This window comes from Vogesella indigofera (genome assembly GCF_003633895.1).
Classification (GTDB): Bacteria; Pseudomonadota; Gammaproteobacteria; order Burkholderiales; family Chromobacteriaceae; genus Vogesella; species Vogesella indigofera.
On sequence record NZ_RBID01000013.1, the window covers coordinates 395,634 to 419,179 of the forward strand.

General features: G+C 63.5%; 29 protein-coding genes. 7 read left to right on the forward strand and 22 right to left on the reverse strand.

The genetic code is table 11. The annotated features are described in order from the left end of the window. Positions 1-65 precede the first annotated feature (65 nt). Both C8E02_RS17425 and C8E02_RS07965 read left to right on the forward strand, forming a co-directional pair. On the forward strand, positions 66-227 hold the full coding sequence (locus C8E02_RS17425; protein WP_156168039.1) for a hypothetical protein: 162 nt from the start codon (positions 66-68) through the stop codon (positions 225-227). Positions 228-317: 90 nt separating this feature from the next. After that, positions 318-1,112 (forward strand): TIGR00266 family protein, encoded by a 795-nt coding sequence (locus tag C8E02_RS07965; RefSeq protein ID WP_120810405.1) that lies wholly within the window; start codon positions 318-320, stop codon positions 1,110-1,112. Between the two features lie 82 nt (positions 1,113-1,194). On the opposite strand, the gene aroG is transcribed toward C8E02_RS07965, so the two are convergent. The 6 genes from aroG to C8E02_RS07995 form a co-directional block, all read right to left on the reverse strand. Next, positions 1,195-2,271 carry a 3-deoxy-7-phosphoheptulonate synthase AroG gene (gene aroG / locus C8E02_RS07970; RefSeq protein WP_120810370.1) on the reverse strand — a complete coding sequence of 359 codons (1,077 nt, stop codon included), beginning with the start codon at positions 2,269-2,271 and terminating at the stop codon, positions 1,195-1,197. Positions 2,272-2,516: 245 nt separating this feature from the next. Then, complete coding sequence (gene dksA / locus C8E02_RS07975) at positions 2,517-2,927, reverse strand: RNA polymerase-binding protein DksA (protein ID WP_047967729.1); 411 nt, start codon at positions 2,925-2,927, stop codon at positions 2,517-2,519. A 274-nt stretch (positions 2,928-3,201) separates the two neighbouring features. After that, positions 3,202-3,507 (reverse strand): c-type cytochrome, encoded by a 306-nt coding sequence (locus C8E02_RS07980; protein WP_047967728.1) that lies wholly within the window; start codon positions 3,505-3,507, stop codon positions 3,202-3,204. Positions 3,508-3,584: 77 nt separating this feature from the next. Then, positions 3,585-4,169, reverse strand: a complete 585-nt coding sequence (locus C8E02_RS07985) for a YggT family protein (RefSeq protein ID WP_238377330.1) — start codon at positions 4,167-4,169, stop codon at positions 3,585-3,587. After that, a complete protein-coding gene (gene proC / locus C8E02_RS07990) occupies positions 4,166-4,975 on the reverse strand; it encodes a pyrroline-5-carboxylate reductase (RefSeq protein ID WP_120810371.1) in 810 nt (269 codons plus the stop codon). The genes C8E02_RS07985 and proC overlap by 4 nt, the downstream gene beginning before the upstream one ends. Before the next feature lie 53 nt (positions 4,976-5,028). Then, a complete protein-coding gene (locus C8E02_RS07995; RefSeq protein ID WP_120810372.1) occupies positions 5,029-5,718 on the reverse strand; it encodes a YggS family pyridoxal phosphate-dependent enzyme in 690 nt (229 codons plus the stop codon). A 121-nt stretch (positions 5,719-5,839) separates the two neighbouring features. On the opposite strand from C8E02_RS07995, the gene C8E02_RS08000 reads away from it, so the two are divergent. Both C8E02_RS08000 and C8E02_RS08005 read left to right on the forward strand, forming a co-directional pair. Continuing rightward, a complete protein-coding gene (locus C8E02_RS08000) occupies positions 5,840-6,877 on the forward strand; it encodes a type IV pilus twitching motility protein PilT (RefSeq protein WP_047967725.1) in 1,038 nt (345 codons plus the stop codon). Positions 6,878-6,892: 15 nt separating this feature from the next. Then, complete coding sequence (locus C8E02_RS08005) at positions 6,893-8,029, forward strand: PilT/PilU family type 4a pilus ATPase (protein ID WP_120810373.1); 1,137 nt, start codon at positions 6,893-6,895, stop codon at positions 8,027-8,029. Positions 8,030-8,084: 55 nt separating this feature from the next. Here C8E02_RS08005 and C8E02_RS08010 read toward each other — a convergent pair whose 3' ends face one another. The 9 genes from C8E02_RS08010 to cyaY all read right to left on the reverse strand — a co-directional run bounded on the left by C8E02_RS08010 (position 8,085) and on the right by cyaY (position 15,306). Continuing rightward, the gene (locus C8E02_RS08010; protein WP_120810374.1) at positions 8,085-9,314 is read right to left on the reverse strand and encodes an EAL and HDOD domain-containing protein; all 1,230 of its coding nucleotides are present in this window, start codon (positions 9,312-9,314) and stop codon (positions 8,085-8,087) included. Between the two features lie 165 nt (positions 9,315-9,479). Continuing rightward, on the reverse strand, positions 9,480-10,214 hold the full coding sequence (locus tag C8E02_RS08015; protein WP_047967758.1) for an amino acid ABC transporter ATP-binding protein: 735 nt from the start codon (positions 10,212-10,214) through the stop codon (positions 9,480-9,482). Between the two features lie 2 nt (positions 10,215-10,216). Further along, positions 10,217-10,882, reverse strand: coding sequence for an ABC transporter permease subunit (locus tag C8E02_RS08020; protein WP_120810375.1), 666 nt, complete (start codon positions 10,880-10,882; stop codon positions 10,217-10,219). Continuing rightward, entirely contained in the window at positions 10,882-11,625 is a 744-nt protein-coding gene (locus tag C8E02_RS08025; protein ID WP_120810376.1) for an amino acid ABC transporter permease, read from the reverse strand. Before C8E02_RS08025 ends, C8E02_RS08020 begins: the two co-directional genes overlap by 1 nt. A gap of 130 nt (positions 11,626-11,755) precedes the next feature. Beyond that, on the reverse strand, positions 11,756-12,655 hold the full coding sequence (locus C8E02_RS08030; RefSeq protein WP_047967757.1) for a glutamate/aspartate ABC transporter substrate-binding protein: 900 nt from the start codon (positions 12,653-12,655) through the stop codon (positions 11,756-11,758). Positions 12,656-12,759: 104 nt separating this feature from the next. Then, positions 12,760-13,494, reverse strand: coding sequence for an amino acid ABC transporter ATP-binding protein (locus C8E02_RS08035; protein WP_047967720.1), 735 nt, complete (start codon positions 13,492-13,494; stop codon positions 12,760-12,762). A 113-nt stretch (positions 13,495-13,607) separates the two neighbouring features. After that, positions 13,608-14,390, reverse strand: coding sequence for a 16S rRNA (adenine(1518)-N(6)/adenine(1519)-N(6))-dimethyltransferase RsmA (gene rsmA / locus C8E02_RS08040; protein ID WP_120810377.1), 783 nt, complete (start codon positions 14,388-14,390; stop codon positions 13,608-13,610). Between the two features lie 187 nt (positions 14,391-14,577). Continuing rightward, a complete protein-coding gene (locus tag C8E02_RS08045; RefSeq protein WP_047967718.1) occupies positions 14,578-14,988 on the reverse strand; it encodes a YqaA family protein in 411 nt (136 codons plus the stop codon). Next, on the reverse strand, positions 14,989-15,306 hold the full coding sequence (cyaY, locus tag C8E02_RS08050) for an iron donor protein CyaY (RefSeq protein ID WP_120810378.1): 318 nt from the start codon (positions 15,304-15,306) through the stop codon (positions 14,989-14,991). An 88-nt stretch (positions 15,307-15,394) separates the two neighbouring features. Here cyaY and lptM point away from each other — a divergent pair, with 88 nt between their 5' ends. Together lptM and C8E02_RS08060 are read left to right on the forward strand one after the other, a co-directional pair. Further along, the gene (lptM, locus tag C8E02_RS08055) at positions 15,395-15,505 is read left to right on the forward strand and encodes an LPS translocon maturation chaperone LptM (protein WP_082133791.1); all 111 of its coding nucleotides are present in this window, start codon (positions 15,395-15,397) and stop codon (positions 15,503-15,505) included. Further along, positions 15,502-15,990 (forward strand): GNAT family N-acetyltransferase, encoded by a 489-nt coding sequence (locus tag C8E02_RS08060; protein ID WP_120810379.1) that lies wholly within the window; start codon positions 15,502-15,504, stop codon positions 15,988-15,990. Before lptM ends, C8E02_RS08060 begins: the two co-directional genes overlap by 4 nt. 39 nt (positions 15,991-16,029) lie before the next feature. Here the strand turns inward: C8E02_RS08060 and C8E02_RS08065 are convergent, their stop codons facing one another. The 4 genes from C8E02_RS08065 to C8E02_RS08080 all read right to left on the reverse strand — a co-directional run bounded on the left by C8E02_RS08065 (position 16,030) and on the right by C8E02_RS08080 (position 19,515). After that, positions 16,030-17,802, reverse strand: a complete 1,773-nt coding sequence (locus C8E02_RS08065; protein ID WP_120810380.1) for a GGDEF domain-containing protein — start codon at positions 17,800-17,802, stop codon at positions 16,030-16,032. Positions 17,803-17,978: 176 nt separating this feature from the next. After that, positions 17,979-18,428 (reverse strand): MarR family transcriptional regulator, encoded by a 450-nt coding sequence (locus C8E02_RS08070; protein ID WP_047967714.1) that lies wholly within the window; start codon positions 18,426-18,428, stop codon positions 17,979-17,981. Positions 18,429-18,517: 89 nt separating this feature from the next. Continuing rightward, positions 18,518-18,940, reverse strand: a complete 423-nt coding sequence (locus C8E02_RS08075; protein WP_120810381.1) for a DUF488 family protein, N3 subclade — start codon at positions 18,938-18,940, stop codon at positions 18,518-18,520. A gap of 11 nt (positions 18,941-18,951) precedes the next feature. Then, positions 18,952-19,515: a YIP1 family protein gene (locus tag C8E02_RS08080; RefSeq protein WP_120810382.1), complete on the reverse strand. Its 564-nt coding sequence runs from the start codon at positions 19,513-19,515 to the stop codon at positions 18,952-18,954. Between the two features lie 238 nt (positions 19,516-19,753). Here C8E02_RS08080 and C8E02_RS08085 point away from each other — a divergent pair, with 238 nt between their 5' ends. Then, positions 19,754-19,984 carry a hypothetical protein gene (locus C8E02_RS08085; RefSeq protein WP_120810383.1) on the forward strand — a complete coding sequence of 77 codons (231 nt, stop codon included), beginning with the start codon at positions 19,754-19,756 and terminating at the stop codon, positions 19,982-19,984. A gap of 14 nt (positions 19,985-19,998) precedes the next feature. On the opposite strand, the gene C8E02_RS17215 is transcribed toward C8E02_RS08085, so the two are convergent. From C8E02_RS17215 to C8E02_RS08100, 3 genes are all read right to left on the reverse strand, one after another. Continuing rightward, positions 19,999-20,727 (reverse strand): hypothetical protein, encoded by a 729-nt coding sequence (locus tag C8E02_RS17215; RefSeq protein ID WP_147424473.1) that lies wholly within the window; start codon positions 20,725-20,727, stop codon positions 19,999-20,001. Continuing rightward, positions 20,699-22,084: a LysM peptidoglycan-binding domain-containing protein gene (locus C8E02_RS08095; protein WP_120810384.1), complete on the reverse strand. Its 1,386-nt coding sequence runs from the start codon at positions 22,082-22,084 to the stop codon at positions 20,699-20,701. Before C8E02_RS08095 ends, C8E02_RS17215 begins: the two co-directional genes overlap by 29 nt. Next, positions 22,065-23,546, reverse strand: a 1,482-nt coding sequence (locus C8E02_RS08100) for a DUF2345 domain-containing protein (protein ID WP_147424474.1), incomplete at its 5' end; no start/stop codon positions are given. The genes C8E02_RS08095 and C8E02_RS08100, both read right to left, overlap by 20 nt.

Here is a 23,546-nt window from a genome sequence, read left to right on the forward strand (position 1 = left end):
GTTTGCCACTTTGCAGCCACCATCCGCCACTTGGCCGCCGCCGCCGCGCTGCGTACACTATGCCGATGAGCGAACTTTTCTCCCCCCTCGAATGGGTCTTCGTGGTCATCCTCGGCTTGGTGCCGCTGGCCGGCATCGTGTTCCACCTGTGGATCATGCTGCTGCGGCCGCCGAAGCAGCCGCCGGCCGACGCCGCCCCGCCAGCGCAGGATCGCGAGCCGCACTGAAGCGGCGCGGCTGCCTCATCCCGCTTTGCATTTGGCATGGCCAGCCGCTAGCATGAACGCATGCCGGCAATGGTGCCCAAGGAGAGCGAGATGGCAATGGATGTGATCGACTACCAGATCTTCGGCGACGACATGCAGTACGTCGAAGTGGAGCTGGACCCCGGCGAGGCCGCGGTCGGCGAGGCCGGCGCGCTGTACTACATGGAAGACGATGTCAGCATGGACACCATCTTCGGTGACGGCTCGGCGGCGCAGAGCGGGCTGCTGGGCAAGCTGCTCGGCGCCGGCAAACGGCTGATCACCGGCGAATCGCTGTTCACCACCGTCTACCTCAACCAGGGCCAGCGCAAACGCCGCGTCGCCTTTGCCGCCAGCTATCCCGGCAAGATCGTGCCGGTACACCTCTTGGAGCTGGGCGGTACGCTGTACGCGCAGAAGGACAGCTTCCTCGCCGCCGCCAAGGGCGTCAGCCTCAGCCTCGCGTTCCAGAAGAAGATTGGCACCGGCCTGTTCGGCGGCGAGGGCTTCATCATGCAGAAGCTGGACGGCGACGGTTACGTATTCCTGCACGCCGGCGGCACGCTGACCAGCCGCCAGCTGCAGCCGGGCGAGGTGCTGCGCGTCGATACCGGCTGCGTGGTGGCCTACCAGCCGACGGTGGATTTCGACATCGAGTACGTCGGCAAGCTGAAATCGGCGCTGTTCGGCGGCGAAGGCCTGTTCTTCGCCAAACTGACCGGCCCCGGCCACGTGTGGCTGCAGTCGCTGCCGCTATCGCGCCTGGCCGACCGCATCGTCGCCGCCAGCCCCAAGGCCGGCGGCAGTTCGACCGAACAGGGTTCGCTGCTCGGCGGTCTTGACAATATCCTGGACGGCAAGGACTGAGCCACGCCAGCCACAACCCCGGCGGGCGGCAGCATGAAAAAAGCCCGGAGCACGCTCCGGGCTTTTTTTATCGGTGGCAGGCTTACTTGCCGGATGGCACGCCCACCTTGACCCGGCGCGCCTGTACCGCGTCGGCCAGCGTCTGCAGCAGCGCTTCAGTATCGTCCCAGCTGATGCAGGCATCGGTGATGCTCTGGCCGTAGGTCAGCTCGCAGCCCGGTTTCAGGTCCTGACGGCCCTCCACCAGGTGGCTCTCCACCATCACGCCGAAGATGTGCTGGTCACCGGCCGCCAGTTGCGCGGCGACGTCGTCGCACACTTCCATCTGGCGGCGGTAGTCCTTGCGGCTGTTGGCGTGACTGAAGTCGACCATCAGCTTCTGCGGCAGGCCGACGGCGGCCAGCTCGGCGGCGGCGGCCTGAACGTAGCGTGCCTCGTAGTTCGGCTCCTTGCCGCCGCGCAGGATCACGTGGCAGTCCGGGTTACCGCCAGTCTCGACGATGGCGGAATGACCGGTCTTGGTCACCGACAGGAAGTGATGCGACACGCTGGCAGAGCGGATGGCGTCGACCGCGATCTTGAGGTTGCCGTCGGTGCCGTTCTTGAAACCGACCGGGCAGGACAGGCCGGAGGCCAGTTCGCGGTGCACCTGCGATTCGGTGGTGCGCGCGCCGATGGCACCCCAGCTGATCAGGTCGGCCAGATACTGCGGCGTGATCATGTCCAGGAATTCGGTGGCGGCCGGCATACCCATGCTGTTGAGGTTGAGCAGCAGGCGACGCGCCAGGCGCAGGCCGGTATTGATGTCGTAGGACTCGTCGAGGTGCGGATCGTTGATCAGACCTTTCCAGCCGACGGTGGTGCGCGGTTTTTCAAAGTAGACACGCATCACGATCTGCAGCTCGTTGGCGTACTTCTGGCGCAGCGGCAGCAGGCGGCGGGCGTACTCTTCCGCCGCAGCCGGATCGTGGATGGAACAGGGGCCGATCACCACCAGCAGGCGGTCGTCCTCGGCACGCAGCAGGCGGGCAATGTCACGACGGGCGTTGAAGATCAGCTCGGCGGCGGATTCGTTGATCGGCAGCTCGTACAGGTGAGCAATCGGCGGGAGCAGTTCTTTGATGTCTCGGATTCTGACGTCGTCGGTCTGGCGGTGCATTGCTGTGTCCTTGGTCTCTTTTGTTTGCATAGCAACATTACCCGCTTCACCCAGCCATGCCAAGCCCTAAACCGTATCGCCGCCGGCGATTTTTTGGCGCCGCTGCGTCACGCCGTCGTGGCATGACCTGCCAAATGGCCGACCATAAAACAGTGCGATTGGCAGGCTTTGCCAAAATAATGGCCAATAAAAAACGAAAGCACCCCGAAGGGTGCTTTCGTTGGGCAATGCGGCCAACCTGGTGTTCAGTCGGCGTACTGGCGCTTCATGCGTTCGCGACGCTCCTGCGCTTCCACCGACAGCGATGCCGTCGGGCGGGCCAGCAGGCGCTTGAGGCCGATCGGCTCGCCGGTGTCTTCGCAATAGCCGTAGCTGCCGTCTTCGATCAAACGCAGGGTGGACTGGATCTTCTGCAGCAGCTTGCGCTCGCGGTCGCGGGTGCGCAGCTCCAGCGCATACTCTTCTTCCAGTGTGGCGCGATCCGCCGGATCGGGCGTGGCTTCCTGCTCCTGCAGGTGGCTAGCCGTGGCACTGGCGTTGCTCAACAGCTCTTGTTGCATGTTCAACAAGCGCTCCTTGAAGAACTCAAGATGGTCGGCGTTCATGTAGTCATCGCCGGACCAGTTGATGATGTCTTGTTCAGTCAGCTTGGCCATAGTTTGATGCTTCCAGCTATAAAGTTGTGGCAACAGGCGTGGAAGATTACCGACGGCATAAGGAAAGTGCAACACAATCCGTACGCCATCTCCGTCACAACTGTCTTTTATCTTGTGTATATAGTGCCGAACGGGGGTGAACTCAAGAGGGCAGGCCGATTAAGGCCCGACTTAAGACATTGGCAAGAAACACGGAAAGCGGCCGCGGCGGCAAATGGCACCGCGCCAACGCAACAAAAGCGCCTCGCGGCGCTTTATGTTGCATAAAACATGATTACTTCTGGCTCAAGACCCACTTCACCAGCGTTTTCAGATCGGCATCGCTGACCTGAGGGTGAGCCGGCATCGGGATCGGGCCCCAGACGCCGGAACCGCCGGCCTTGACCTTGGCTACCAGCTTGGCTTCGGCACTCTTGTCGCCCGCGTATTTCTTGGCGACATCCTTGTAGGCCGGGCCGACAATCTTCTTGTCGACCGCGTGACAGGCGACACAGGCGTATTTCTGCGCCAGCTGCAGGTTGGCAAAAGCGGGGGTGGCCAGCACGCCCAGGGCCACAGCGGCCAATAGCATTTTTTTCATGCAAAGTTCTCCACAGGATCAAACCCCTGACCTGACTCCGTAGCCAGGCAAGGCGACGCTACTTGATAACTGAATGCTCATACTGCCATCTTGAGTTGCATCAAGAAAGACATTTCCAGCATCCGGACCGGCAGCATCAGGATCACCTGGATCACCAGCAGCAGCACCAGCGGCGACAGGTCGACGCCGCCGATCACCGCGCGCTGGAACGGCCGCAGGTAGGGTCGGGTCAGCGCTTCCAGTACCGGGCGCAGGCCGTTGTAGGGATTGACCCAGCTGAGGATCGCCAGCACGAACACCGCGCCCATCAGCAGGTACAGCGACAGGCGGAACACGTCGAGCAGCGCCAGCAGCGTCAGCGCCAGCCAGCTCTGCGGGTGCAGCAGGTCGTAGGGCAGCGGATTGAGCAGCAGGATGCTGATCAGTGCCAGCAGCGAGACCACCCAGGCCAGCACCATGGTGGCGGTGTCATAACTGCGCCACGCCGGAATCCAGCGCCGCAACGGCAACACCGCAAAATTGCTGACCGCGATCACGAACTGGGTCAGCGGATGCTTGAACGGCGCCCGCGCCACCTGCAGGTAAAAGCGCATCAGCAGCACCAGCACGAACAGCTCGCTGATGGTCTTGATCAGGAATTGCAGTGTTTCCAGCAGCATCATTCGCCGTCCTTGCTCAACAGGTCACCCAGCTCCACCGAGCGGGCGCGGCAGTCCAGCGCCCCGGCGATGATCGCCGCCTTGACACCCTCGGCCTCGAAACGGGCGATGGCACGCTCGGTGGTCCCGCCCTTGGACATCACGTTGGTGCGCAAGGTTGCCACCGGCAGCGGGCTTTGCTTGGCCAGTTCCACCGCGCCCTCGAAGGTGCCCAGCACCAGTGCCCGCGCTTCCTGCTCGCTGAAGCCGACCTGGCAGGCGCCCTCGATCATGCTCTCGATAAAGTAGAACACGTAGGCCGGGCCGCTGCCGGAGACGCTGGTGATGTCGTCGATGCCACCCTCGGTCTCCAGCCAGCTTGTGATGCCGACCGCCTGCATGATGCCTTCCGCGGTGCGGCGATCCGCTTCGCCGATATCGGCGGCGGCGTACAGCCCGGACACGCCCTTGCCGACCATGGCCGGGGTGTTGGGCATCACCCGCACGATGCGCGAGCTGCCCAGCCAGCGGCTCAGCGCCTCCAGGCGCACCCCGGCGGCGATCGACACCACCAGCGCGCCGTGCAGCCGTGGCGCCAGTTGCTGGCACACCGCCTGCAGTGCCTGCGGCTTGACCGCCAGCAGCACCACCTCGTCGGCGGCAAAGCGGTCCGGCAGAGTCGCTAGCGCGGTGACGCCGAACTCAGCCTGCAGGCTGGCGCGCTTGTCTTCGTGCAGCTCCACCACGCTGATCTGCTGGCCGGGCTGCTGGCAGAGACCGGAAATGATGGCGGAGGCCATATTGCCGCCACCGATGAACGTGATACGCATGGTTTTCCCCTGGTTCTTGTTGCTTCGCCCGCTGGCGAAGCCTGGTTGGATGGTTAGCCGTAGTGGCGCGCGCCGAAGATCGCGGTGCCGACGCGCACCATGGTGCTGCCGGCGGCGATCGCCGCCGCCATGTCGGCGGACATGCCCATCGACAGCGTGTCGGTGGCGATGCCGGCCGCCGCCAGCCGCTGCTGCAGCGTGGCCAGCACGCCGAAGCGTGCGGCCAACGTTGCCGCATCCTGCGTCGGCTCCGGAATGCACATCAGCCCGCGCAACCGCAGGCCGGGCAGGGCGGCGATGGCCTGCGCCAGCGGCAGCACCTCGTCCGGGGCGCAGCCGCTCTTGCTGTCCTCGCCGGAAACATTGACCTGGATGCAGACATTCAGCGCGGGCAGCGCCGCCGGACGCTGCGCCGACAGCCGTTCGGCGATCTTCAGCCGCTCCACCGAGTGCACCCAGTGCGCCAGTTCCGCTACCGGCCGCGTCTTGTTCGATTGCAGCGGGCCGATGAAATGCCACTCCAGCGCCAGATCCTGCAGCTCGGTGGCCTTGGCCTGCAGTTCCTGCACGTAGTTCTCGCCAAAGCGGCGCTGGCCGGCGGCGTAGGCTTCGCGCACCGCCGCCGCCGGAAAGGTCTTGCTCACCGCCAGCAAGGTCACGCTGTCGCCATCGCGGCCGGCCGCCTGTGCCGCACTGCCGATCGCCGCGCTCACCCGTTGCAGGGCGCTGCTGATATCTGTCATCGTCTGCTCGCTCTCTCTTCCGCCGGTGGCCGCGGCCTCAGTGGGCAGCGGCACCCGGCGGCGTTACAATCGTCCGCATCACTCGATGAACCCGGCATTGTTGCGGACGCGGAGAAATTATATGGAAATTTCCGAACTTCTGGCCTTTACGGTCAAAAACAAGGCATCGGACCTGCACCTGTCGTCCGGACTGCCACCGATCATACGGGTACACGGCGACATCCGCCGCATCAACCTGCCGCCGATGGCGCACCATGACGTGCACGACATGGTGTACGACATCATGAACGACCACCAGCGCAAGGCCTTCGAAGAGATCTTCGAGTGCGACTTCTCCTTCGAGCTGCCGGGCATCGCCCGCTTCCGCGTCAACGTGTTCCAGCAGAACCGCGGTATCGCCGCGGTATTCCGCGTGATTCCGTCCAAGGTGCTGTCGCTGGAAGACCTCAACGCGCCGAAGATCTTCCGCGAGATCGCCGACTTGCCGCGCGGCATCGTGCTGGTCACCGGCCCGACCGGCTCCGGCAAATCCACCACGCTGGCGGCGATGGTCGACTACGTCAACGAGAACCAGTATTCGCACATCCTGACGGTGGAAGACCCGATCGAATTCGTGCACGAAAGCAAGAAGGGCCTGATCAACCAGCGCGAACTCGGCGCCCAGACGCAAAGCTTCGCCAACGCGCTGAAGAGCGCGCTGCGCGAGGACCCGGACGTGATCCTGGTCGGCGAGATGCGTGACCTGGAAACCATCCGCCTGGCGCTGACCGCCGCCGAAACCGGCCACCTGGTGTTCGGCACCCTGCACACCAGCGGCGCCGCCAAGACCGTCGACCGTATTGTCGACGTGTTCCCGGCCGGCGAAAAGGAAATGGTACGCGCGATGCTGTCGGAAAGCCTGCGCGCGGTGATTTCTCAGACGCTGCTGAAGACCAAGGACGAAAGCGGCCGCGTCGCCGCCCATGAAATCATGATCGGCACCCCGGCGATCCGCAACCTGATCCGCGAAAACAAGATCGCGCAGATCAACTCGATGATCCAGACCGGCCAGCAGTACGGCATGCAAACCATGGACATGTGCCTGCAGGAACTGGTGCGGCGCAATGTGATTTCGATTCAGGAAGCCCGGCAAAAGGCTTCCAACAAGGACGCGTTCTAAGCGAGGAAGTAGCGCATGGAAAAGGACCAGGCATCAAAATTCATCCACGATCTGCTCAAGCACGCCGCCAGCAAGAACGCCTCCGACATCTTCATCACCTCCGACTTTCCGCCGGCGATGAAGATCGACGGCAAGATCACCCCGGTGGCGCCGCAGGCGCTGACCGCGCAGCACTGCAAGGAGCTGGTGCGCTCGGTGATGAATGACCGCCAGATGGAGGAGTTCGAATCCAGCTCCGAGGCCAACTTCGCCATCAGCCCGCCCGGCATCGGCCGCTTCCGCGTCAGCGCCTACATGCAGCAGGGCAAGGCCGGCATGGTGCTGCGCAAGATCAACACCGAGATCCCGACGCTGGACCAGCTGAAAATGCCGGCGGTGCTGAAGGACGTGGCGATGATCAAGCGCGGGCTGGTGATCTTCGTCGGCGGCACCGGCTCCGGCAAGTCCACCTCGCTGGCGGGGCTGGTGGACTGGCGCAACAGCACCGCGGCCGACCACATCATCACCCTGGAAGACCCGATCGAGTACGTGCACCAGCACAAGAAGAGCATCATCACCCAGCGCGAGATCGGCGTGGACACCGAGAGCTGGGAGGTGGCGCTGAAGAACACGCTGCGCCAGGCACCGGACGTGATCCTGATGGGAGAGATCCGCGACCGCGAATCGATGATGTACGGCCTGCAGTTCGCCGAGACCGGCCACCTGTGCCTGGCCACGCTGCACGCCAACAACGCCAACCAGGCGCTGGACCGCATCCTCAACTTCTTCCCGGAAGAGCGCCACCAGCAGGTACTGATGGACCTGTCGCTGAACATGCGCGCCATCGTGTCGCAGCGGCTGATTCCGCTGAAGCAGGTCAAGGGCCGCGTCGCGGCGGTGGAAATCCTGCTCAACAGCCCGCTGATCGCCGACCTGATCTTCAAGGGCGAGGTGTCCGGCATCAAGGAGGTGATGTCGCGCTCGCGCGAGACCGGGATGCAGACCTTCGACCAGGCGTTGTTCGAGCTGTACGAGAGCGGCCAGATCAGCTTCGAGGACGCGCTGCGCAACGCCGACTCGGTCAACGACCTGCGCCTGAAGATCAAGCTCTACGGCGAAGAGAGCAAGCACGGCGATCCGCTGGGCGGGCTCGATCACCTCGACATCGTCTAAGCACAAGGTTGGCCGCAACGGCTTGCGGCCAACCTTGTGCCCCCGGCCTCACCGCTCAGGTGAGGAAGTCGTCACTCCACATCTTGCGCACCCACTCCAGCGCTTCCAGCTGCACCTGGTTGAAGTTGTCAGCCGCCAGCGTCGGCAGCGGCGCCTGCGCCTCGCGGCACTCGGCCAGCTCGGTCTGCGCCAGCAGGTCGCCAAGCATGCCCTCGCGGTACAGCAGGGCCTGCAGCACCTTGTCGCGCAGCGACAGCGACGCCACCAGCGACTGCATGCTCATGCCCAGCAGGCTGTCGGCCAGCGACAGGATGCCGGTCATGAACGCCTCGTCGCGCTCGGCCGGCGGCGCCAGCAGCTCCATCATGCGGCCGCGTACCGCCGCCATTTCCAGCAGCGGGCTGGGGCCGCTGTCCGGGCGGCAGTCGGCGGCGAACAGGATGACCAGCGCCCAGCGCTTCAGCCGTGACGAGCCGAGCATGGTCAGCGCCTCGCGGATGGAGCGCACCGGGCGGCCGTAGTTTTCCGCGGCGTTGACCAGCTTCAGCAGGCTGACCACCATGTCCGGCGCGCCCTTGAACACCTCTTCCAGTTCCAGCAGCTCGGCGTCCTGCATCACCAGCCCCAGCAGGCGCAGCATCAGCGCGCGGTGCGGATGGGCGCGGTTCTGCTGCATGATGGTCGGCTTGGCGAAGAAGTAGCCCTGGAACAGGCGGATGCCCAGCTCGCGGCAGCGCTCGAACTGCTCGTAACTGTCCACCTTCTCCGCCAGCAGCTGGCCACGGTAGCCCTGCAGCCGCTGCAGCAGTGCCGGCAGCCGCGCCAGCGATACCTGCTGCAGATCGATCTTCAGGTAGGACACCAGCGGCAGCATCGCCTGGATTTCCGGGGTGATGTCACTGACGTCGTCCAGCGCCAGCCGGTAGCCGCGCGCCTGCAGTTCGCGGCAGCGCTCGCGCACCGAGTCGTCCAGCGGCACGCTTTCCAGGATCTCGAGGATGATGCTCTCCGGCGGCAGCAAGTCCAGCACCGGGCTTTTCAGCAGCCGTTCATTGACATTGATGAAGCCGGGACAGCCTTCCAGCACCCGCGACATGCCCAGATCGATGAAGGTGTGGCGGATCACCGAGGCGGTGGCGTTGACGTCATCCTGGAACAGCGCGCGGTTTTCCGGTCCGGAGCGGAACAGCAGTTCGTAGGCGACGCGCTGCTGCTGGACATCGACAATCGGTTGGCGGCCAAGATAGATGGTGGTGTACATGTCGGCGATATTAGCGGATGCCATCGTCAAACAAAACCGCGATCATGGGCGCTCGATGTCAGGCATGACCCAGCGCAACCATGACGGGGGAAAAAACCACACCCGCGGCCGCAGGCGTAAAAAAACGCCACCGCGAGGGTGGCGTTGTCGGTGCAAGGTTGGCAGCAACGGCGGCGGCCAGGCGCTTGCTCAGTGCGCCAGGATCTTGGACAGGAACTGACGCGCACGCTCGGAGCGGGCGTCGATATTGCCGAAGAATTCTTCCTTCTCGCAGTCCTCGACGATCGCACCGCGGTCCATGAAGATCACGCGGTTGGCCACCTTGCGCGCAAAGCCCATCTCGTGGGTCACGCACATCATGGTCATGCCTTCGTGCGCCAGCTCCACCATCACGTCCAGCACTTCGTTGACCATCTCCGGGTCCAGCGCCGACGTCGGTTCGTCGAACAGCATCGCGATCGGGTCCATCGCCAGCGCGCGGGCGATCGCCACGCGCTGCTGCTGGCCGCCGGACAGCTGGCCGGGGAACTTGTTGGCCTGTGCCTTGAGGCCGACGCGGTCGAGGTAGTGCATGCCTTTCTGCATCGCCTCGTCCTTGCTGCGGCCGAGCACGCGCTGCTGCGCGATGGTCAGGTTCTCGGTGATCGACAGGTGCGGGAACAGTTCGAAGTTCTGGAACACCATGCCGATGCGGGCGCGCAGCTTGGGCAGGTCGGTCTTCGGATCGCCCACCGAGATGCCGTCGACGATGATGTCGCCCTTCTGGAACGGCTCCAGCGCGTTGACGGTCTTGATCAGCGTGGACTTGCCGGAACCGGACGGGCCGCACACCACCACCACTTCGCCTTTCTTGACGTCGGTCGTGCAATCGGTGAGCACCTGGAAGTCACCGTACCATTTGCTGACGTTCTTGATCTCGATCATGCTCATACTGCCAACCTCTTTTGCAGACGCTTCACCAAGCTGGACGCGCCGAAACTGATAACAAAGTACACCGCACCGGCAAAAATCAGGAACTCGTGCGATTGCCCCATGATGTCGCCGCGCGCGCGCGCGGCATTGAGGAAGTCGATCAAACCGACTGCATACACCAGCGAGGTGTCCTGGAACAAGATGATGGTCTGCTGCAGCAGCAGCGGGGTCATCTTGCGGAACGCCTGCGGCAGGATGATCAGGCGCATCGCCTGGCTGTAGGTCATGCCCACGGCGTAGGCGGCGTTGATCTGCCCCTTGGAGATCGACTGGATACCGGCACGCACGATCTCACAGTAGTAGGCCGCCTCGAACATCACGAACGCCACCAGGCAGGAGGTGAAGGCGCCGACGGCGACGAACTCGCCGGTGATCCAGTTCAGGATCATCGGCACCGCCAGGTAGAACCAGGTGATCACCAGCAGCAGCGGGATGGAGCGGAAGTAGTTGACGTAGGCCTTGGCGAAACCGGACAGCAGCGCGCTGTTGGACATGCGCGCCAGTGCCAGCACGGTACCGAGGGCGATGCCGCCCGCGACCGCCAGCAACAGCAGCTGCAGCGTCAGTTTCATGCCGTCCCACAGGCTGGGCAACGACGGGATAATCTGGCTGAAATCCATTATTTGGCCCCTCCCATCATGCCGGGAATGCGCACTTTCTTCTCCACCAGGCTCATCAGCGTCATCAGGCTCATGTTGAGCACGAAGTAGATCACCGTGGCCAGGGTAAACGCTTCAAAGATGTTGGCACTGAATTCCGCGGTCTGCTTGGTCTGCGCCAGCAGCTCCATCAGGCCGATCAGCGACGCCACCGAGGAGTTCTTGAAGATGTTGAGAAACTCGCTGGTGAGCGGCGGGATAATGATGCGGAACGCCTGCGGCAGCAGCACGTGGCGATAGGTCTGCCCGATGCTGAAACCGACCGCCAGCGCGGCGGCACTCTGGCCACGGGGCAGCGCCTGGATGCCGGTACGCACCTGCTCACACACCCGCGCCGCGGTAAACAGCGCCAGGCACACCACCACCGAGATATAGGCCGAGGTCGCCGGGTTCAGGTCCTGCTTGAACCAGATCTGCAGCGGTTCCGGCAGGTAGTCCGGTACCACGAAATACCACATGAACAGCTGCACCAGCAGCGGCACGTTGCGGAACAGCTCGACATAGGCGGTGGCAATCGCCGGCAGCACCTTGCCCGGCAGGGTGCGCATCACGCCCAGCACCGACCCCAGCAGCAGGGCGATGATCCAGGCCATCAGCGCCACCGCGATGGTCCAGCCCAGACCGGAGACGAACCAGTCGAGGTAGATTTCGCTGCCGATGCCTGTGGACTTGAAGAAGATGTTCCAGTCCCAGTTGTAATTCATTGACTTCTCCAAAAGAAAAGGGGCGCCAGCAGCGCCCCTCCGGGAGCGGGTTTCCGGGCGTTGCCGCCCGGTCCCGGTCTCGTTTCACGCTTGCTTCAGAAAACCCGCTCCGTCATTACCAACAAGCTGCTTACATTTCCTCGGCAGACTTGTCTGTCGGCTTGGCTACCAGCGCCTTGAACTCGTCGGACATCGGGAAGTTCAGGTTCAGGCCTTTTGGCGGTACCGGCGCCATGAACCACTTGCTGTAGATCTTGTTCACTTCGCCGGACTTGAAGGTGGCCTTGATCGCGTCGTCGACCACTTTCTTGAATGCCGCATCTTCCTTGCGCAGCATGCAGCCGTAGATTTCGAACGACTGCGGCTTGCCAGTCACGACCCAGTTGCCCGGGTTCTTGGCCTTGGCCATTTCACCGTACAGCAGCGCATCGTCCATCATGAAGGCCACGGCACGGCCCGATTCCAGCATCAGGAACGACTCGCCGTGGTCCTTGGCGGAGATGATGTTCATGCCCATCTGCTTCTCGGCGTTCATCGCCTTCAGCAGACGCTCGGAAGTGGTACCGGCGGTGGTCACCACGTTCTTGCCCTTCAGGTCCGGGAAGTCCTTGATGCCAGAAGTCTTGGCGGTCATCAGGCGGGTACCGATTTCGAAGATGCCGACGGAGAAGGCAACCTGCTTCTGGCGCTCCAGGTTGTTGGTGGTGGAGCCGCACTCCAGGTCCACGGTGCCGTTCTGTACCAGCGGGATGCGGGTCTGCGAGGTCACCAGGTTGTAGCGCACCTGCAGGTTAGGCATCTTCAGCTGTTTCTTGACCGCCTCGACCACCTTCAGCTGCAGGTCGTGCGAGTAACCGATCGGCTTGGTCGGGTCGTTCGCCAGGTAGGAGAACGGGATCGAGGCATCACGGTGACCGAGCACGATCACGCCGGAGCTCTTGATCTTGTCCAGGGTACCTTCGGCCATGGCCGGAGCGGCAAAAGCGGAAGCGATGACAGCAGTAGTCAGCAGACGAGTCGTAAAACGCATTGGTTTCTCCATTTTCTCTTGGGTTGTGCTGCTTTTATCAAGCCGTACCGGCTAGGTATGGCCCGGAAACCTGACTCCGCCAGTGCGGCGGTGCCGGCAGGCAATCAGCTCATCGGGGTGAGCAATTGCCGTAAAAACTGTTGTGCCCGTTCGTGTTGCGGGTTCTTGAAAAACTCTTCCGGCGGCGCCTGTTCCACGATCTTGCCGTGGTCGATGAACACCACCCGGTCGGCCACTTCGCGGGCAAAGCCCATTTCGTGGGTGACCACCATCATGGTCATGCCGGATTCGGCCAGATCCTTCATCACCTTCAGTACTTCGCCGATCATCTCCGGGTCCAGCGCGGAGGTCGGTTCGTCGAACAGCATCACCCGCGGTTCCATCGCCAGGCCGCGGGCGATGGCCACGCGTTGCTGCTGGCCGCCGGACAGCTGTGCCGGGAAGGCATCCTTCTTGTGGGCGAGGCCAACCCGCTCCAGCAGCGCCACCGCCTGCTTGTCGGCGGCGGCCTTGTCCATGCCCTTGACCTTGATCGGCGACAGCGTGATGTTGTCCACCACCGACAGGTGCGGGTAGAGGTTGAAGTGCTGGAACACGAAACCGACTTCGGCGCGCAGCGCATTGAGATCGGTTTTCGGATCGGCGACGTTCTTGCCGTCGACCCAGATCTCGCCCTCGTTGATGCTTTCCAGCTGGTTCACGGTGCGGATCATGGTCGACTTGCCGGAGCCGGACGGCCCGCACACCACCACCACTTCACCCTGCGCCACCTGCAGGTCAATCCCGTTCAGTACGTGCAAGTCCTTGAACCACTTGTGGACATTGTTGAAACGAATCATCGCTTTTCCTTTAATTCCTGTGACAGCCAGCATCGTGGTGCGGCACGGTCCGCATCATTCAGAACGGATTGTGCTGCGGCCAACCTGGTACAGCAAGCCGCAGCGCAACATGGTCAGCCGCGCGTGGCGGCCAGATGGTTGGCCAGCGCCACATACTGCTGCACGCTCAACGTCTCGGCACGGGCGGCCGGGTCGATACCCAGCGACTGCAAGGCCTCGTCGCTGATCACGCCCTTGAGGTTGTTGCGCAAGGTCTTGCGCCGCTGGCCAAAGGCCTGCGCCACGATCTCTTCCAGCAGCGCCTCGTCGGTTGCCACACCACAGCGACCGGCATCAGGAATCATCCTTACCACCGCGGAATCCACTTTCGGTGGCGGGTAGAATGCACCCGGCGGTACCAGCAAGATCTGTTCCATGTCGAAACGGTACTGCAACATCACCGTCAGACGGCCGTAATCCGGGGTCGACGGCGCCGCCACCATGCGGTCGACCACCTCTTTTTGCAGCATGAAATGCATGTCGGTGACGCGGTTGCCGTAGCAGGCGAGGTGGAACAGCAGCGGGGTGGAAATGTTGTACGGCAGGTTGCCGACCAGCTTGAACGGGCCGTCGCAGACGCTGCCGAAATCGAAGGCCAGCGCGTCGCCCTCGTGGATGGTCAGCCGCTTGGGCGAGATCTCGCCGCGCAGGCGGCTGATGATGTCGCGGTCGATCTCCACCACATGCAGATGGTCTAGACGCTGCAGCAGCGGCTTGGTCAGCGCACCGAGACCGGGGCCGATCTCGATCACCACATCGCCCGGCTGGGCACCGACGGCGCTGACGATGTCCTCGATCACCTTGCTGTCCTGCAGGAAGTTCTGGCCGAAGCGCTTGCGCGGAATGTGTTTGCTCATTGCTACTTTCTGGATGAAAAACGGCGACAGGCTCGGCCGGCGATGGCGGGCAAATACTGTCGCACAAAGATAAAGTCATAACTCAAGCATAGCGGCGATCGTGCCGCGCGCCAGTACAACGCCATGGTGATGCCGCCACTGGCATGGCGTCCGGAAATCCGGACAACGGCCGGCCGGCGCGTACGCCTCACCGGATAAGACCCAGCATTCCCCACGCCAGCAAGGCGTAACGGCTGGCCTTGCCCAGCGTAATCCACAGCACGCAGGGCCAGAATGACAAGCGCAACCAGCCGGCGGCCAGCGGCAGCGCATCGCCGGCCAGCGGCACCCAGCTCAGCCACAGCGCCGCCGGGCCGAAACGGGCGAACCACGCCGCCGCCCGCGGCGGTAGCGGCCTGGGCGGCACGCAGCGCCCCAGCCACAGGCTGCTGATGCTGCCCAGCGCATTGGCGGCGGTGGCGACCAGCAGTGCCGGCCACAGCAGCTCCGGCCGCTGCAGCAGCAAGGCGCCCAGCGCCAGCTCGGAATTGCCCGGCAGCACGGTGGCGGACAGGAACGCCGACGCCGCCAGGCCGCCCAGCAGCAGCCAGCTGCTCACTCAGACGGCAAACACGAAATCGCAGCCGGCAGCGTGGCTGACCACCGCCGACAGCGTGGCGCCGAACTCCTTGCCATCGCGCGCCGCCAGCCACTGGCTGTCGCGCAGCGCGAAGTGGAAACCGCCGCTCTTGGCCGCGATCCACAGTTCCTGATTCGGCACGTGGCGGTTAACCACCACCTTCTCGCCGCTGTCGAACTCGATTTCCAGCACATTCCCCATCTTCAGGCAGTCCAGATCCAGCTCCGCCTCATCCAGTGCCGCTTCGATGCGCGTGAAAATACCGTCGGTGAGGGTCAGGAATTCGCTTTCAGTCATGGAAAAGTCCTAAAGGTTGGCCGCATGGCTTGGGGTGGGAGGCTCGCGCCTGTTAGACTGCGATTTTGCCATAGCTACCGGATTCCGTATGCGTACTGCGCTGATGTTTGTCCTTGTCGCCACCGTTGTCACCGCCTGCGGCTTCAAGGGCCCGCTGTATCTGCCCGCCCCGGCCAGCCAGCAGCAGGCCGCGCCGTGAGCGCACTGCAACTGCGTGCGGCCAACCTTGCCGACACCGGCGACTGCCTGTTGCTGGCACGGCTGACCGATGCCTACGCCCGCGATGCGATGGGTGGGGGCGAGGGGCTGACACCCGCGCGCCAGCAGCAGCTGGCGCAGGCACTGGGCGGTCATCCCGGCCTGTTCGCGCTGATCGCGGAGCAGGACGGCGAGGCGGTCGGCCACGCGCTGTGCGTGCTGGGCTTTTCCAGCTTCTACGCAGCGCCGGTGTGCAATCTGCATGATCTGTCGGTGCTGTCCGCCGCGCGCGGCCAGGGCCTCGGCCGCCGCCTGCTACAGGCCGTGGCCAGCGCCGCCGCCCTGCGCGGTTGCGCCAAGCTGACGCTGGAAGTGCGCGACGACAACGCGGTGGGCCGCACGCTGTACCACAGCGAAGGCTTTGCCGAAGCCGGCCTCGGCGGCACCCACTACCGGCTGCTGGAAAAGGTGCTGACCCCGGCCTGAGCCATAGTACGAGCCGGCCGCCCGCGCCGTGACCGCCGGCTACAGCGCCGGCGCCACCTCCAGCCGGTTGCGGCCCTTGTGTTTGGCCTGGTACAGCGCCAGGTCGGCGGCGCGCAGTACCGCCTGCCAATCCTGCGGCTGGTTCTGCCACGCCATGCCGAGACTGGTGGTGACGTGCAGCAGCGGGTGCAGCGTGCTCCAGTCGTAGTCCATCAGCGCCAGCCGCAGGCGCTCGCAGGTCGCCACCGCCGCCTCCTGCGACGTCTCCATCAGCAGCAGCACGAATTCCTCGCCGCCGTAGCGCACCACCAGATCGACCGAACGGGTGTGCAGCACCACCAGCTGCGCCACCTTGCGCAGGGTGTCGTCGCCGATGGCGTGGCCGAAGCGGTCGTTGATCGACTTGAAGTAGTCCAGATCCAGCACCACCACCGCCATGCCGTCAAAGCCGCCCTGCAGCTGCGCCAGCCGCTCCGGACCTTCGCGGTCGAGGCAGCGCCGGTTGCCGACCCCGGTCAGCGCGTCGACCAGCACCGCCTGCTCCAGCTCGCTCATGCGTGCCTCGGCCACCGATTTTTCCGCCTCCAGCCGCACCGCGCGCAGGCGCTCGTGCTCGGCCTTCAGCCGTTCGCGTTCGGTTTCCAGCCGTGCGCTGGTGATTTCCAGTTCCTTGCGGATCGCCCAGCCCTGGGTGCTGCTGCGCTTGTCGGCCAGCGACTGTTCCAGCTGGCGCAGGCGCTCCAGCTGCCGCAGCGCCGGCTCGAACTGGCCGCCGTCCTTGTACACCCGGTACAGCGCCTCGTGCGCCAGCACCCGCATCTCGTATTCGATCTGCTCGGCCGGCAGTGCCAGCACCCGCTGCAGCACCGCAATCGCCGCCGGCAGCTGCCCGGTACGGTGCAGGATGATCGCTTCCGCCAGGTCGGCACGGTGCTGCAGCGCGGTGAAATCGCCACACCGCGCCAGCTCGCGGCCCTGCGCCAGCTCGGCCAGCGCCTCGTCGTAGCGGGCGAGATCGGTGAGAATTTCCGCCAGATTGATGATGGCGGTGGCTTGCAGGTGCGGGTTGTCCGTCGTGGTCGCCAGCGTCGCCGCCTGCTGGAAGTAATCCAGCGACTGTGCCAGCAGTGCCGCGGCGCCGGCCTGGGCCAGTGACTGCGCCAGCTGGCCGGCGGTGCGGTAGCTGGAGCCGAGATTGTTGATGGCGCTGAACAGCGCAATGAGATGGCCGTGCTGCGCCGCCAGCTCGCGCGCCTGCTGCAACAGCGCCACGCTTTGCTCCAGATCGCCGACCGCGCTGAAGGTGCACAGCCCGGCGCGGTTCAGCGCCCAGCTCAGCATCAGCGGCTGCTGGCAGAGACGAGCGGCGCTCAGCGCCTCCAGCGCGTACTTCAGGCCGTCGTGCGCCAGCCCCAGCTCGTTGCAGGCCATCGCCACCGTGCACAGCACCTCGGCGCGGGCGGCGGCATCGGCAGGCCGCTCCAGCAGCGACGCCGCTTCCAGCCCCGGCGGAATGGCGTCGGCCAGCTGGCCCAAGCGGAAGCGGTGCAGCGCCAGCAGGGCCAGCGCCTCGCTGCGCAGGTGCTCGAAGCCATGCTCGCCGGCCAGTTGCAGCGCCGTTTCCGCCGCCTGCAGGCCGTGATGGTGACGGCCGCTACTGCCGGCCTCGCGCGCGCTGCGCAACAGCCGTAACAGGGCCTGGCGCTGCGACCCCGTGCTGCCGGCCGCAGCCGCCGCGGCAAGCACGGTGGCTGCCGGCTGGCGGCGGCGCGATGCGTGCACCGGGTCACGGGATTTGTCAGCGCCAATCATAAAAACCACCGGAGATTCAGATGGCTGAATTTATATACCGATTTATGGCGAGGGCGTAGCAGAAGGTTGGCCGCAATGACGGATTGGCGGCGGCAACGTGCAAAAAACAACAATCGCAGCGCAACAAGCGGCACGGCGATGACGGCCGGATTGGTGCGGCGGCGAGCGCTGCCGCCTCAGTCCGGCGCCAGGCTCTGCGCCGCCTGCAACAGCAGGTCCAGCGACAGGCTGCCACTGCTCTGGCGCAGCGCCAGCAGCTCGTCGCGGTGCGCGCGCGCCAGCTGCTGCACCAGCTCCTCGCCCTTCGGTGCCAGGCTGATCTCGACACAGCGGCGGTCTTCGCGCCCCGGCTTGCGCACGATCAGCTGCTGCGCCTCGCAACGGCTGACCAGCCCGACCACGCTGTGGTGGTGAGACTGCAGCCGCTGCGCCAGCTCCGCCACCGTCGCCCAGTCGCGCCCGGGGTAGCCGCGCAATTGCAGCAGCAGCTGGTACTGCAGCGGGGTGATGCCGTTGCTCTGCGCCAGCTCCTCGCTGAAACGCAGGAACAGGCGCAGCCGGTAGCGGAAATCGGCCAGACGCTCGAAGTCGTCCTTGGACAGCGGAGTCGGAGGGGAAGGGTTCATGGTGGCAACAGCGGGCAACAAGCCCGCCAGCGTAGCAGATTTCCGCGCCGCCGCCGTGACGGCACGTCCGGTCATTGTCGTCGCCATGCTCAGTGCGACCGGCCGGCGTAACACACCGGCGAGCTGCGCAGCGCGGCGTCGTGCCAGTAACTTTGCGCCGCCAGGCGGGCTTCGAGAAAGCGCGCCAGCGCACGCACCGGGTTGAGCAAGCCGTCCTCGCCGTCGTACAGCAGCACCACGCCACCCGCGGCGGCGGCCTGCAGCAGCGCCTGCCAGCGCGGCGGGTTGGCGCCCAGATCGGCCCAGTAGGTGTCGCAGAACAGCGCGTAGCGCAGCGGGTCACGCCGCAACCAGGCCAGCAACCCCGGCGCCGGCAGCGCGCGCGGCAACCACTGTGCCCGCGGCAGGCTGCCGCGGGGCAGCGCCGCCGGCCAGCGCACGGCGAGCAGGAACACGTTGTCGCGTTGCGCCGGGCACTGGCTGGCCGGCAGCAGCTGGATGGCAGAACTCATCTCGGGCGCCCTCATAGCAGCGGTACCGCGATCAGCGCCACCAGCACCGCCCACAACAGGGCGCCGACGGTGAACACGGTGTAGGCCAACGACTCGGTGCGCACCGAGTCCTCATGCTCGAACAGCGCGTCCAGCCCGTGATAGATCAGCAGTCCGGAAGCCAGCAGCCCGAGCAGGCCGATCGCCATATTGAAGAACGGCAGCGGCACCAGCAGCGACAGCGCCGACAGCCAGATCGGCAACGGCGCCAGCGCCGCCAGCCGGTAGCAGTCGGCGTACGGCGGCCGCGCCTCGGCGTGCACCGCCAGCCGGATGAAGCTGGCCATCAGGTGCACGCTGAACCAGTTCAGCAGCAGGAACAGCACGATCACCGCCTGCCACTGCGCCAGCGGCACCTGCGGCGCATACACCTCGCCGTTGAAATAGGCGGCATACAGCAGCATGGCGGCGGCGAACAGCGAGGCCGGCAGCACGATGCGGAAAAATGCGCGGGCGGTCGAAGCATGGTGGTTGGCGATTTCGTCCCAGCCGTGGTGCGAGGACAGCAACATGCGAAGCGGGGTAAGCGGGGTCATGGTGACACTCCTTGCTGACGTGGCGGACGGGCACGACAGGGCGCGTCCTCTCCTGAAATATATCGCATTACGATATAAATACAAGGCGCCAGAAGACGTAGTCGTGCCTTATCCCGGTGCAGGGCGTCGTCTACTGCACCGCAGCATCACATGCTGGCCAGCGGCGGCAAGGCCGGTGCCGGCCTGAGCCTGGCACGGCTTTTGCATCGCAACAGCATTGTCTTGATGGAGTCTTGCCATGCGATCCCTGTCTGCCAGCAGCAGCAAACCCCCGGTTACCAGCGACGCGGTGGTGTTCAATTACCAGCGCCCGACCCGCGCGCGGCTGATCGCACTGGGCACCGGCGGCCGGCTGTGGCTGGTGGAAGCGTTCGACCCGCTGCACAAGGTGTGGGTGTGGCAGGACGAGAGCAACAATATGGAGCAGGCGGTGGAAGGCGCGCGCCGGCTGAGCCTGTTTCCGTCCTGAGCCGGTGCCATAAATTACTGCCCCTCGCAACGGGACAACGCCTTGCGGGCGCTCGGGATCTCCTTGTACTTATTGGGGTTGCCGAGGCAGCGATCATCCTGAGTCAAGCTCAGTTTGCCATCAACCTCGGCAAATCGGATCAGAACGGTCATGTAACGCCAGCCCTGACCAATCTCTTCGGGGCGTTTTGCCGGGGTGTTGTCGGTGAGGTAATAGCTGATCGGGATCAACACGCCGTCACGGCCTTTACCGGCGCTGCCTATACCGTCCACGCCGTTGCACCAGGTGCCGTAGTTGTTTTCGGGGAGGGAGATTTTGAGCGCGGCAACCTTGTTTAAGTCTTTATCATTCACATAGAGTACGCAGGCGCCTCCGCCGGGTAATGTGCGATGTTTTCGCTTTTCAACTGTAGATTTTTCATACTCTAGTCTCTGCGCAGCAACTGTATAGTTAAAAGCTCTTAGATAATAATCCTTGCCATTAAAAATGGCATGCGCATGACCGCAGCATCCCCATGAAATTAAGGGTATGGATGCTGGTGCAATTTCGCCTCTGGCAAGCAAATCGGCTTCGATCTTTTCTTCGTGACCCTCGAAAAAATTACTCACCTGCAATGTACTACTTAACTCCTTAAGTTCTTTATCAGAACCAAGATATTTTGTATCCAGCACCAACTCTGCATGAGAAGCGTGCATCCAGGTTAGCAATGCAACACTAAACAGCGTTTTTACAATAGTATTCATAAGCCTCTTTCATTTTGACATCGTAATCGGTATCGCTCTTGTAATTTGGACCGTTGTAATTGTAGGCAATAAGGTGCCAGTTCTTTTCCTTGACGGCTTTCCAGAGCTCGGGATTCTTCTTGATAAATCCGGCCAGAAGCCCTGTTTGGCCAAGTTCGTTACGACACATCTTTTTGACGAAGGTAAAAACAGTACCCTCCCCACACGCACTATAGTTCGCACCCATCACTTGGAATTTCCCCCACGATGCGGATTTCAATGCCGCCTCACTGTTCAGGCGATAAGCATTGATCAGGCGCAGGTAGTCTTGCCGGTTGTCGCGGATGTCGGCGCGGTCGACATGGCCGTCGTGCATGGCAGCATCGCTGCTGTTCAGCTGCTTCGCCTTGCGATAGCCGGTCCGCCAGCAGATATCGGGATGGTCATCATGCGGACTTTTGCAACCCGCGACCCCTTTGCCGTGGCGTCGCTTCTTCTTGGTATTGGGCAGGGGGCCATTAGCGCAGGTCAGATTGTGAAAATAATGCCGCTCGAACATGATCTTGGGGGCATGCACCTTATGCTCTGCAGTGTCATTGATCACCCAAAAAGCCGAACGGCCACCGGATTCCACCTTGGCAATCGCTTTCAACACGTTAATTTCGCATTCAAGTTTCTCTGCTAGTTCTTTCCAATCATCCGCAGTAATCGGCTTGTCCTCGTACGCTTGCATGTACTTGAGCAATTCCGCCGGGAGGTCGATGCCGATCTCGATTACCGACTCCCCGCCTTTGCCTTTCTTGCTTTTCTTTTTTACAACCGGGTTGTTGGGTACGGGGCTGCCCTGCGGCTTGGACGGCAGGGCTGGCTTGGTGGAGGGGGGCGCAGGTGGCTTGGATTGTGATGTGGGGGTCGTAGGTGCACTGGGTGGGTGAGACTCCAGCCTGTCCTTGAACGACACATAGGGGCTTACCAGCGTGATCAGTTTTTCACCATACCCAGATACAGTCGCACCGACTTTTTGCCAGTTACCGACAACGTCCTTGATCAAAACCTCAACGGTGGACTTTGCACTGGCACTGACTTTTTCGTCAGACAGACCATTCTTGCCGGTTTTGCCATGATGTGCCTTGCCGTCAATCACAAGTTGATAGGCCAGATTTTCAATCGGATAGCGCAGGGCATCCAGAAATAATGCCTTGACCGAAAATGCCACACGCTCGCTCAGATAGATGGGCTGGCCGACCCGCAACAGGCTTGGGTTCTTCAGGTTGTTAAGCTTGATTAAACGGTGTAGTGGCACCCCGCTTGTCTTGGCAATCTGGCTGAGCGTATCGCCTTTTTCAACAATGTAGATTTCAGATGCTGTCTGGGTCATCGGTTTCGTCCTTGGTATGTTCTTCCCAGTCGGCAACGCCTTCTTCCATTTGCCAATTAGCGTTCAGCATCAGCATGTGGGTGAGTTTTTCTTCTGTTCTGCTTGTGGCGCTTGCCGTTTCGGCTTGCGAAGGGCTTGCACGAAGAGGGGCTAATTGCTGGCTTTCAAGCAAGCTGCTGGACTTGAATGCATTGGAAAAAGGCAACCATGCCAGCGGGAAGTCAGGCCAATCCAGCTTTTGGCTGTAACGCACCATGTCTTGGGGTAAGGGCATGGATATTGGTGCAGTTTTCAAGCTCGCCGGCCCGCTCAAATTATGCTCCGCCCCCTTCACGCTCACCGTGCCGGGGCAGTGCACTTCGATATTGCCGCCTGCCATGCGGATGTAGGCGCCGCCGCCGACGTTAAGCAGGATTTCCTCTTTCGCGGCGATGGTGATGCTGTCCTTGCACGAGGTCACCGTCACGTCCTTGTCTGCCGTCAGCTCCATCGCATCGCTCTGCGCCTGCAGCTGCACCTTGCCCTTCGCCGCAATCAGCTTCAGGCTCACCTTGTCCTTCACCCCGGCCACGAACAGGCTGATGTGCTGGCCGACGTTGTGCAGCCAGCGCCGGCCGCTGGTCTGGTTGAGGTCGCGCTGCGCCACCTGGTCGATGTTGCTGCCGGCGGCCAACGTTAAGGAGTTGTCGGTGGTGGCGGCCAACCCTGCCCGGGCGGACAGGATCATGAGCGGTTGCTGCCCGGCCTGGGCTGATCCCTTTCCTTGGGCGGCGCTCTTGCCTTCTTTATCGGTATTGCTGCCGGCTTCCCACGCGCGCAGGGCGGCGGCGTGATGCTGCAGGTGGCCGTCGGCTTTGTTCGCGCCCTTGCCGTTGTCAGGCTTGATTTCGGTGGGCCCGGTTTCCAGCGTGTCGGCCAGCTGCGCGGTGGCGGTGTCGGCCAGGGATTGCGCCAGCGCCAGCGCGGCGTCGAGCTGGCTCTGTGCGCCGTCGCGCGCCAGTTGTTTGCCGCCGGCAGCGGGCTGCGCTTCGGTTGTCAGCAGCAGGCCGTGGCCGGCGCGGATGGCGCCGTGGCGGTCGGTGCGCAGCTCGAAACCATCGCCGCGGGGTTCGGCTTTGCCGTCCGCGCGCGGGTGGGTGAGGTAGCCCTGGTTGAGCTGGGTCTTGCCGTGTTCGCTGCTGAGTTTTGCTCTGACTTCGTTTGGCGTGTCGTCGAACAGCAGTTCGTTGTACTGGCCGCCGTGGTGTTCCTTGCTCTTGATGCCGGACAGGGTGTGGTTGCCGGGCAGGCTGCCGGCGCCGCTGAACGCCGGCGGCGGGTGGCTGCCGTTGTACAGCGTACCCGTAATAATGGGGCGGTCGATGTCACCTTCGATGAAGTCGACCAGCACTTCCTGGCCGAGGCGCGGGATGAACTGGTGGCCCCAGCCGGCACCGGCGCTGGGCATGGCGACGCGCAGCCA